We start from the raw sequence: 9,864 nt of genomic DNA on the forward strand, positions 1-9,864 counted from the left end.
CGAGCGAACAGACATAAGGCAAAGACATAAGGCATGGTGAGGCGAACATGAAGCGGGTTGTCATTACCGGGATGGGCATCGTCTCATCCATCGGAAACAACACCCAGGAAGTGCTTGCGAGCCTTCACGAGGCCAAGTCCGGGATCACGCGCGCCGAGAAATATGCCGAGCTTGGTTTCCGCTCGCAGGTCCAGGGCGCGCCCACGCTCAATCCCGCCGAGGTGATCGACCGCCGCGCGATGCGCTTCCTTGCCGAAGGCGCAGCGTGGAATCATGTCGCGATGGAGCAGGCGATCCGCGATTCCGGCCTTGAACCCGACGATGTCTCGAATGCTCGCACCGGGATCATCATGGGATCGGGCGGTCCATCGACGCGGACGCTGGTGGAAGCCGCCGATATCGCGCGGACCAAGGGTCCGAAGCGGGTCGGCCCCTTCGCCGTGCCGAAGGGCATGTCGTCGACGGCGTCGGCGACGCTTGCAACCTGGTTCAAGATCAAGGGCGTGAACTACTCGATCTCGTCGGCCTGCGCGACCTCGAACCATTGCATCGGCAACGCCTACGAGACCATTCAGGTCGGCAAGCAGGACGTCATCTTCGCCGGCGGCTGCGAGGAACTGGATTGGACGCTGTCGGTGCTGTTCGATGCCATGGGTGCGATGTCGTCGAAATACAATGATACACCCGCGACCGCGTCGCGCCCCTACGACATCAGCCGCGACGGCTTTGTCATCGCCGGTGGCGCCGGCGTCGTGGTGATGGAAGAGCTTGAGCATGCGAAGGCGCGCGGCGCGCGCATCTATGCCGAGGTGGTCGGCTATGGCGCCACATCCGACGGCTACGACATGGTGGCGCCTTCGGGCGAAGGTGCCGAACGCTGCATGCGCATGGCGCTTTCCACCGTCAAGACGCCGATCGACTACATCAACCCGCACGCTACCTCGACCCCGGCCGGCGATCCGCCGGAGATCGAGGCGCTCCGCAAGGTGTTCGGGACCGGCGAGAAGTGCCCGCCGATCTCCGCGACCAAGGCGCTGACGGGCCATTCGCTCGGCGCCACCGGCGTGCAGGAGGCGATCTATTCGCTTCTGATGATGAACAACGGCTTCATCTGCGAGAGCGCGCACATCACCGAGCTCGATCCGGTGTTCGCCGACATGCCGATCGTGCGCAAGCGCATCGACAATGCCAGGATCGACACCGTGCTCTCCAACTCGTTCGGTTTCGGCGGCACCAACGCCACGCTGGTGTTCTCGCGGTTCGATGCGTAAGGTCCGGTTCATCGCGCAAGTGGAGTGGGGGCGATGCAGGATCTGATGAAGGGCAAGCGCGGCCTGATCATGGGCATCGCCAACGATCATTCGATTGCTTGGGGCATTGCCAAGACGCTCGGCGCCCACGGCGCCGAAATGGGCTTCACTTATCAAGGCGAGGCGCAGGCCAAGCGGCTCAAGCCGCTTGCGCAGCAGCTCGGCTCCGACATCGTGCTGCCCTGCGACGTCGAGGATGCCTCAAGCGTCGATGCTGTCTTCGAGGAGCTACGGAGCAGGTGGGGCCGCCTCGATTTCCTGGTCCACGCCATCGGCTTTACCGACAAGAACGAGCTGCGTGGCCGCTATGCCGACACCACGCGGGAGAATTTCGCCCGCACGATGCTGATCTCCTGCTTTTCGTTCACCGAAGTGGCCAAGCGTGCGGCCGAATTGATGACGGGCGGCGGTTCGATGATCACGCTGACCTATGGCGCCTCGCAGCGGGCGATGCCGAATTACAACGTGATGGGCGTCGCCAAGGCCGCGCTGGAAGCGTCGGTGCGCTATCTGGCCTCCGATTTCGGTGGTCAGGGCATTCGCATCAACGCGATCTCCGCGGGGCCGGTTCGCACGCTTGCGGGCTCGGTGATTGGCGATGCACGCGCGATGTTCGCCTTTCAACAAAAGCATTCGCCGCTCGGACGCGGCGTCACGCTGGATGAGCTCGGCGGCTCGGCGCTGTACCTCTTGTCCGATCTGTCCGGCGGCGTGACGGGTGAGGTCCACTACGTCGATTCCGGCTTCAACATTGTGCTGCAGCCGCGCCCGGACCAGCTCGAAACCGAGTGAGCGACGGCAGCCGTTAACCCGCCGCGATCTTCTCGGCGCGCTGAAACGCCGGCCGCGCCATGCAGCGCCCGATATAGGCGTCGAACGATGGCCTCGACGGAACCATCTTGAACAGCCGCACCGAGAAGTTCAGCGCCGAGCCGATTGCGACGTCGGCAGCGGAGAAGTTTTCGCCGAGGATCCAGGGGCCCTTCGCGAGCGCGACGTCGAGCACGTCGAACACGCGCTGCGCCTCGCCCCAACCGGCGGCAACCGGATTCATCTCGATCTTGGTCGCGATCTGCACCATCGCCGGTTCGACGCAGCCCGGCGCAAAGAACAGCCAGTAGAGATATTTCGCGCGCAGGGGATCGCCGAGGGGCGGTGCCAGTTTCGCGTCGGGACAGCGCTCGGCGACATAGGCGCAGATCGCCGCCGCTTCCGCCAGCGTTGCCTCGCCGTCTTTCAGCGCGGGCACCTTGCCCATCGGATTGATGGCGAGATATTCGGCCTTCTTCTGCGCGCCGGTCGAGATATCCGTCAACACGCGCTCGTAAGGTGCTCCCGTCTCTTCCATCAGCCAGAGTGCGGTGAACGAGCGCGATCGCGGCGACCAGTAAAGTTGCATCATTGTAGCTTATCCTTCCTCCAGCAGTAGTATTTCATCATCAAGCCATTCGTTGGGTCGAACTGTTCCTTCTCGCACACAAAGCCTTCACGTTCGTACCAGCGCCAGGCTTTCTCGTTGCCGGGCACGCAGCGCAGATGGATTTCGTCGGGCAATTGCGCGCGTGTGAAGGCGAGCAGCTTTCGACCAAGCGAGCGACCCTGATAGTCGGGTGCGACGAAAAGCTGGTCGAGATAGCGCTTTGGCAAATGCAGCGCCAGCATGGCGGCGATCTTGCCGTGATCGTCCGCGACGAACAGGCTCCAGCCGTGTTCGATCTCGCGCCGGACGCGGGCGCCCAGGTTGGCGAGCAGGAAGTTGCTGGCTTCCTCCAATCCGGTCGAAACCCAGCTTTCCATCCAGACGCGTGCTATCTCGTCATATTCGTCCGCGCGGGCGGGGCGGATGATCAGGTCTTGCATCGGCGACCTCTGCGTCTCACGCGCGGGCGCTGCGCGGCGGTGAGCCGTTCGCGTTCCGCCCGCGCACCTTGCCGGCCGAGAGGCACACCACCTCGGAGATTTGCAGGAGCTGCCTTGCCAGCGGACTGGTCTTGCGCCAGACCATGCCGATGGTTCGCGATGGCTGCGGGTTCTTGAAACGCGCGAGCGATACCGAGGCCGACTTCGTCTCCACCGGCACCGCCATTTCCGGAATGAGCGTGACTCCAATACCGGCGCTGACCATTTGCACGAGGGTCGACAGGGAGTTGGCGTCCAGAATTTCCCTGGGCGGTGATTGCATCTTGCAGAACGACAAGGCCTGCTCGCGAAAGCAGTGCCCCTCTTCAAGCAGCAGCAGCCGCATCTCGCGCAACATCTCGCTGCTCGGCACCGGCGTTCCTTCATCGGTGGCCGGGCGGACCAGCAGGAAGGTCTCCGTGAACAAGGCAACCTCTGTCAGCGACGGTTCTGACACCGGCAGTGCGAGAATGGCCGTGTCGAGCCGGCCCTCGGCGAGCTCCCGGATCAACTTCGGCGTCAGCGTCTCACGCACCTGGATATCGAGCTCGGGATGCAGCCGCGTCAGGTTCCCGATGATCTTGGGCAACAGATAGGGCGCAATGGTCGGGATCATGCCGATGCGGAGCCGGCCTGCGAGACGGTCGCGCGAGGCGCGCGCGAAGTCGCCGAGCTCATCGACCGAGCGCAGGATGTCGCGGACGCGTCCGGCGAGTTCCTCGCCGAACCGCGTGAGCGCGACCTGCCGGGCGCTGCGCTCCAGGAGCAGGCCGCCGAGCGCTTCTTCCATTTCCTTGATCTGCATCGACAGCGCCGGCTGCGAGATGGAACAGGCCTCGGCGGCGCGTCCGAAATGGCCGTGACGCGCCAGCGCGTCGAAATAGCGGAGCTGACGCAGCGTGACGTTGATCATCAGATAATCCTATCGCAGCAATCACTAAAGTCAATTTTACCTGATGAATTGCGATGCGTAGATTGCGCTCGCCTGGTTCAGGGCGTAACTCCCAAGCCAACCAGAGGAGACAATCATGGATGACAAAACGAAATGCCCGTTTTCGGGCGGAAAACCCACGCCTACGAACCGTCACTGGTGGCCGAAGCAACTGGACGTCCAGGTCCTGCATCGGAATTCCGACTTGTCCGACCCGATGGGCGAGGCGTTCGACTACGCCAGGGAGTTCAAGAGCCTCGACCTCAATGCCGTGATCAAGGATCTCGAAGCCTTGATGACGAACTCGCAGGAGTGGTGGCCAGCCGACTTCGGCCATTACGGTGGCCTGATGATCCGCATGGCCTGGCACAGCGCCGGCACCTACCGCATCACCGACGGCCGCGGCGGCGCCGGAGCCGGTCAGCAGCGCTTCGCGCCGCTCAATAGCTGGCCCGATAACGCCAACCTCGACAAGGCGCGCCGTCTGCTTTGGCCGATCAAGCAGAAGTATGGCCGCAAGATTTCCTGGGCCGATTTGATGATCCTGGCCGGCAACGTTGCGCTGGAGTCCATGGGCTTCAAGACGTTCGGCTTCGCCGGCGGGCGTCCCGATGTCTGGGAGCCGGAGGAGCTCTATTGGGGTCCTGAAGGGACGTGGCTTGGCGACGAACGCTACAGCGGCGAGCGTCAGCTTGCGGAGCCGCTCGGCGCCGTGCAGATGGGCCTGATCTACGTCAATCCGGAAGGTCCAAACGGCAACCCGGATCCGGTCGCCGCGGCCAAGGACATCCGCGAGACGTTCTTCCGCATGGCCATGAACGATGAGGAGACCGTCGCGCTGATTGCCGGCGGACATACCTTCGGCAAGACTCACGGCGCCGGCGATCCGTCGCTGGTTGGTGCGGAGCCGGAAGGCGCCGCCCTCGAGAATCAGGGCCTCGGCTGGAAGAGCAGCTATGGCACCGGTGTCGGCGCCGACGCCATCACCGGCGGACCCGAGGTCACCTGGACGCAGTCACCGACGAAGTGGAGCAATCACTTCTTCAAGAACCTGTTCGAAAACGAATGGGAGCTGACGAAGAGCCCGGCCGGCGCGAAACAGTGGAAAGCGAAAGGCGGTGCTGCAACGATCCCCGACGCCTACGACAAGTCGAAGAAGCACGCGCCGACGATGCTGACGACGGATCTCTCACTGCGCCTTGATCCGGCCTACGAGAAGATCTCGCGGCGCTTCTATGAGCACCCGGACCAGTTCGCGGATGCGTTTGCCCGCGCCTGGTTCAAGCTCACCCACCGCGACATGGGCCCGATCGCGCGTTACCTCGGCCCGCTCGTGCCGAAGGAGACGCTGATCTGGCAGGACCCGATCCCGGCCGTCAATCATGAGCTCGTGAGCGAGCAGGACATCGCTGGTCTGAAGACAAAGATCCTCGGGTCCGGCCTGTCCGTCTCCGAGCTGGTTTCGACCGCCTGGGCGTCGGCGTCGACGTTCCGTGGTTCGGACAAGCGCGGTGGTGCAAACGGAGCGCGCATTCGGCTAGCCCCGCAGAAGGACTGGGAGGTCAACCAGCCTGCGGAGTTGGCGAAGGTGCTCGGCAAGCTTGAAGCGATCCAGAAGGAGTACAACGCGGCGCAGAAGGGCGACAAGAAAGTCTCGCTCGCCGACCTGGTCGTTCTCGGTGGCAGCGCGGCGGTCGAGAAAGCCGCAAGGGATGCGGGCGTTGAGGTGAAGGTACCCTTCACGCCGGGGCGCATGGATGCTTCGCAAGAGCAGACCGATGGCCCCTCTTTCGCACCGCTCGAGCCGCGGGCCGATGGCTTCCGCAACTATATCGGCAAGAAGATGCAGTACATGCTGCCGGAGGAGGCCCTGGTGGACCGTGCGCAATTGCTGACCCTGACGGGACCCGAGATGACGGTTCTCGTCGGCGGCCTGCGCGTGCTCGGCACCAATACCGGCAAGTCCACCCATGGTGTCTTCACCAAGAAGCCGGGCACGCTGAGCAACGACTTCTTCGTCAACCTGCTCGACATGAACACCGAGTGGCAGCCGGCTGGCTCCGATGGCGTGTATGAAGGGCGCGACCGCAAGACCAACACTGTCAAGTGGACCGGTACCCGCGTCGACCTGATCTTCGGCTCGCACTCGCAGCTTCGCGCCTTCGCGGAGGTCTATGCCTGCGGCGACTCGAAGGAGAAATTCGCCAAGGATTTTGTGGCGGCCTGGACCAAGGTGATGAACCTCGATCGGTTCGACATCGTGCGCCACTGATCCTGTTGCCCCCGATACAAACAAAAAGGGCGGCCGAAAGGCCGCCCTTTGCATTGGATGGTGAGGAAGCTCACTCGCCGGCGGCCTCGCGCACCGGCGCGTCCCCCTTGTCGGCCTTCTGCTTGGCCTCGAGGTCCTCACCGGTCTGCTGGTCGACGGCCTTCATCGACAGCCGGGTCTTGCCGCGGTCGTCGAAGCCGAGCAGCTTGACCTTGACCTTGTCGCCTTCCTTGACGACGTCGGAGGTCTTCTGCACGCGATTGGCCGCGAGCTGGCTGATGTGGACGAGGCCGTCCTTGGCGCCGAAGAAGTTCACGAAGGCGCCGAACTCCATCACCTTGACGACCGTGCCTTCGTAGATCTGGCCGACTTCGGGCTCGGAGGTGATCGACTTGATCCACTTGATCGCGGCCTTCATCGCCTCGCCGTCGTTGGAGGCGACCTTCACCGTGCCGTCGTCCTCGATATTGATCTTGGCGCCGGTCTTCTCCACGATCTCGCGGATCACCTTGCCGCCGGTGCCGATCACTTCGCGGATCTTGTCGGTCGGGATCTTGAAGGTCTCGATGCGCGGCGCATATTCGCCGAGCTCGGCGCGCGCCGCGGTCAAGGCCTTGCCCATCTCGCCGAGGATATGGATGCGCCCCTCCTTGGCCTGGCCAAGCGCAACGCGCATGATCTCCTCGGTGATGCCCTCGATCTTGATGTCCATCTGCAGCGAGGTGATGCCCACTTCGGTGCCGGCGACCTTGAAGTCCATGTCACCGAGATGGTCTTCATCGCCGAGGATGTCCGACAGCACCGCATAGCGCTGCCCCTCGAGGATCAAGCCCATGGCGATGCCCGCGGTCGGCCGCTTCAGCGGCACGCCGGCGTCCATCAGCGCAAGCGAAGAGCCGCAGACGGTCGCCATCGAGGACGAGCCGTTCGACTCCGTGATCTCGGAGACCACGCGCACGGTGTAGGGGAACTCGTGATGCGGCGGCAACACGGGGTGGATCGCACGCCAGGCGAGCTTGCCGTGGCCGATCTCGCGGCGCTTGGTGCCGCCGAGGCGACCGGTCTCACCGACCGAGAAGGGCGGGAAGTTGTAGTGCAGCAGGAACGTCTCCTTGTACGTTCCCGACAGCGCGTCGATGTACTGCTCATCCTCGCCGGTGCCGAGCGTGGTCACCACCAGGCCCTGGGTCTCGCCGCGGGTGAATAGCGCCGAGCCGTGGGCGCGCGGCAGCACGCCGACTTCGCAGACGATATTGCGGACCGTCTTGACGTCGCGGCCGTCGATGCGGCGACCGGTATCGAGGATGTTCCAGCGGACGATCTTGGCTTCCAGCTCCTTGAACACGTCGGCGACGCGGAGCTTGTCGTATGTCGGCTCCTGCCCTTCCGGGAAGAAGTGCGCCATCACCTTTTCCTTGGCGGCGCCGACGGCGGCATAGCGATCCTGCTTCACCGGAATCGCATAGGCCTTGCGCAGGTCCTGCTCGATCAGGGCGAGCATGTCCTTCTCGATCGCCGAATTGTCGATCGCGGTGATCTCGCGCGGCTCCTTCGCCGCCTTCTCCGCGAGCTCGATGATCGCGTTGATGACCGGCTGGAAGTGGCGATGGCCGAACATGACCGCGCCAAGCATGACGTCTTCGTTGAGCTCTTTCGCTTCCGATTCCACCATCAACACGGCATCCGAGGTGCCGGCGACGACGAGGTCGAGCTGCGTCTCGTTCATCTCGTCCAGCGTCGGATTGAGCACATATTCGTCGTTGGCGAAGCCGACGCGGGCCGCGCCGATCGGACCCTTGAACGGCGCGCCCGACAGCGTCAGCGCAGCAGACGCCGCGACCATCGCGAGGATGTCGGGATCGTTTTCCATGTCGTGGGAGAGCGTGGTGACGATCACCTGGGTCTCGTTGCGCCAGCCGTCGACGAACAACGGACGGACCGGACGGTCGATCAGGCGGGAAACCAGCGTTTCCTTTTCGGTCGGACGACCTTCGCGCTTGAAATAGCCGCCGGGAATGCGGCCCGCGGCATAGGCCTTCTCCTGATAGTCGACGGTGAGCGGCAGGAAGTCGACGCCCTCGCGCGGCGTCTTCGCGGCGACCACGGTGGCGAGCACAACGGTCTCACCATAGGTCGCCATCACGGCGCCGTCGGCCTGGCGGGCGATCTTGCCGGTTTCAAGCTTGAGGGGACGTCCACCCCAGTCGATCTCGACTGAATGAATATTGAACATTTCGGTCTTCTTTCATGGCTTGGCGAAAAGCGGGACGCCACAAAAACAAAAACCATGCGCAAGATGGCGGGACGCTGCGCGCAACGCGTCGTCAGCATCCGGCGATCCTGCCATGGTTTCTGGTTTTAGGATGGCGTCCATCCTTTCGCTTCGGTCACGGGCACCTTGCCCGTCATGCCCAGCGGCCGGATTGCTGCTGGACGTCGGTGTCGAGCATGACTCTGTCTAGCATCATGCTCGTGTGCATCATCGGTTCCGAAGGACCGCATCGGCGGTTCTCGATCGATCATGCAAAAGCGCGCGGCATACGGCCGCGCGTGCACTTCAAAACAAGCTCAACGACGAATGTTGTGCTTTTCAATGAGCGCCTTGTAGCGCGTTTCGTCCGTCTTCTTCAGATAGTTGAGAAGCGAACGGCGCGTCGACACGAGCTTCAAGAGGCCGCGGCGCGAATGATTGTCCTTCACGTGGGTCTTGAAATGATCCGTGAGGTTGTTGATGCGTTCCGACAGGATCGCAACCTGGACCTCGGGAGAACCGGTGTCGCCGGTCTTGGTAGCATTCGCCTTGATGACTTCCGCTTTACGTTGCGCGGTAATCGACATCGTCAAACTCTCTCGTTGCGGCCGGAGCTGGCAGTCAGCCCGGTCAGGTTGAACACGCGCTTGGGGATGAGTTCGCCATTGCCAATTTCGGCAAGCGCGAGAAGCCGGCCTGCCACCGTGACATAGACTGTGCCGCTACTATTGGGCGCATCCCGTCCGCGCAACAAAACGGCCTGGCCCCGATGGAGCCTTGCCGCATCAGCCCGTGTGACGGCCAGTGCCGGGATGTCGTCCAGCGCGGTCTCAACGGGCATAAGCGCGTCGGCGAGGCTACCCTCGCCAGACGCGGCTCTATCGCACAAAGCCTCCAACTGTTCCAGCGGAATCATGTCGTTCTCGCCGAACGGTCCGACCAGTGTCCGGCGCAGCGCGCAGATATGGCCAAAACAGCCGAGAATTCGCCCCAAATCGCGGGCCAGTGCCCGCACATAGGTGCCTTTGCCGCACTCCGCCTCGAACGTCGAATGGCTACTATCTATCTGTTCTAACAGGGTTAATCGGTGAATCTCGACCGGGCGCGGCTTCAGCTCGACACTCTCGCCGTCGCGCGCCAAATCATAGGCGCGCTCGCCCTGGACCTTGATCGCCGAATATTGCGGCGGGATTTGCTCGAT

At 63.2% G+C, this 9,864-nt stretch carries 9 protein-coding genes; 3 read left to right on the forward strand and 6 right to left on the reverse strand.

The window, feature by feature from the left end; genetic code table 11:
- The first annotated feature begins 47 nt into the window (after positions 1 to 47).
- Entirely contained in the window at positions 48 to 1,271 is a 1,224-nt protein-coding gene (gene fabB, locus VKR55_RS19945) for a beta-ketoacyl-ACP synthase I (protein ID WP_324405913.1), read from the forward strand.
- Positions 1,272 to 1,304: 33 nt separating this feature from the next.
- Positions 1,305 to 2,102: an enoyl-ACP reductase FabI gene (gene fabI, locus VKR55_RS19950; protein ID WP_324405914.1), complete on the forward strand. Its 798-nt coding sequence runs from the start codon at positions 1,305 to 1,307 to the stop codon at positions 2,100 to 2,102.
- A gap of 13 nt (positions 2,103 to 2,115) precedes the next feature.
- Here the strand turns inward: fabI and VKR55_RS19955 are convergent, their stop codons facing one another.
- Genes VKR55_RS19955 through VKR55_RS19965 form a run of 3 tightly spaced genes read right to left on the reverse strand, consistent with a single transcriptional unit; the run spans position 2,116 to position 4,122 of the window.
- Complete coding sequence (locus tag VKR55_RS19955; RefSeq protein WP_324405916.1) at positions 2,116 to 2,712, reverse strand: glutathione S-transferase family protein; 597 nt, start codon at positions 2,710 to 2,712, stop codon at positions 2,116 to 2,118.
- A complete protein-coding gene (locus VKR55_RS19960; protein WP_324405918.1) occupies positions 2,709 to 3,170 on the reverse strand; it encodes a GNAT family N-acetyltransferase in 462 nt (153 codons plus the stop codon). Before VKR55_RS19960 ends, VKR55_RS19955 begins: the two co-directional genes overlap by 4 nt.
- A 16-nt stretch (positions 3,171 to 3,186) precedes the next feature.
- Entirely contained in the window at positions 3,187 to 4,122 is a 936-nt protein-coding gene (locus tag VKR55_RS19965; RefSeq protein WP_324405920.1) for a LysR substrate-binding domain-containing protein, read from the reverse strand.
- A 115-nt stretch (positions 4,123 to 4,237) separates the two neighbouring features.
- Between VKR55_RS19965 and katG the strand changes: the two genes are divergently transcribed.
- Positions 4,238 to 6,412, forward strand: coding sequence for a catalase/peroxidase HPI (gene katG, locus VKR55_RS19970; RefSeq protein WP_324405922.1), 2,175 nt, complete (start codon positions 4,238 to 4,240; stop codon positions 6,410 to 6,412).
- 70 nt (positions 6,413 to 6,482) lie between these two features.
- On the opposite strand, the gene pnp is transcribed toward katG, so the two are convergent.
- The 3 genes from pnp to VKR55_RS19985 form a co-directional block, all read right to left on the reverse strand.
- On the reverse strand, positions 6,483 to 8,645 hold the full coding sequence (gene pnp / locus VKR55_RS19975; RefSeq protein ID WP_324405924.1) for a polyribonucleotide nucleotidyltransferase: 2,163 nt from the start codon (positions 8,643 to 8,645) through the stop codon (positions 6,483 to 6,485).
- A 335-nt stretch (positions 8,646 to 8,980) separates the two neighbouring features.
- Positions 8,981 to 9,250: a 30S ribosomal protein S15 gene (gene rpsO / locus VKR55_RS19980; protein WP_324405925.1), complete on the reverse strand. Its 270-nt coding sequence runs from the start codon at positions 9,248 to 9,250 to the stop codon at positions 8,981 to 8,983.
- A 2-nt stretch (positions 9,251 to 9,252) separates the two neighbouring features.
- Positions 9,253 to 9,864: tRNA pseudouridine synthase B (locus VKR55_RS19985; RefSeq protein WP_324405926.1), on the reverse strand; the 612-nt coding region annotated here is incomplete at its 5' end.

The sequence above is a fragment of the Bradyrhizobium sp. genome, from assembly GCF_035309285.1.
Taxonomy (GTDB): Bacteria; Pseudomonadota; Alphaproteobacteria; order Rhizobiales; family Xanthobacteraceae; genus Bradyrhizobium.

Coding starts and splice junctions, on each gene's coding strand:
- katG (WP_324405922.1), top strand. CDS start 4,238: ATGGATGACAAAACGAAATGCCCGTTTTCGGGCGGAAAACCCACGCCT.
- VKR55_RS19955 (WP_324405916.1), bottom strand. CDS start 2,712: ATGATGCAACTTTACTGGTCGCCGCGATCGCGCTCGTTCACCGCACTC.
- fabI (WP_324405914.1), top strand. CDS start 1,305: ATGCAGGATCTGATGAAGGGCAAGCGCGGCCTGATCATGGGCATCGCC.
- rpsO (WP_324405925.1), bottom strand. CDS start 9,250: ATGTCGATTACCGCGCAACGTAAAGCGGAAGTCATCAAGGCGAATGCT.
- VKR55_RS19960 (WP_324405918.1), bottom strand. CDS start 3,170: ATGCAAGACCTGATCATCCGCCCCGCCCGCGCGGACGAATATGACGAG.
- fabB (WP_324405913.1), top strand. CDS start 48: ATGAAGCGGGTTGTCATTACCGGGATGGGCATCGTCTCATCCATCGGA.
- pnp (WP_324405924.1), bottom strand. CDS start 8,645: ATGTTCAATATTCATTCAGTCGAGATCGACTGGGGTGGACGTCCCCTC.
- VKR55_RS19965 (WP_324405920.1), bottom strand. CDS start 4,122: ATGATCAACGTCACGCTGCGTCAGCTCCGCTATTTCGACGCGCTGGCG.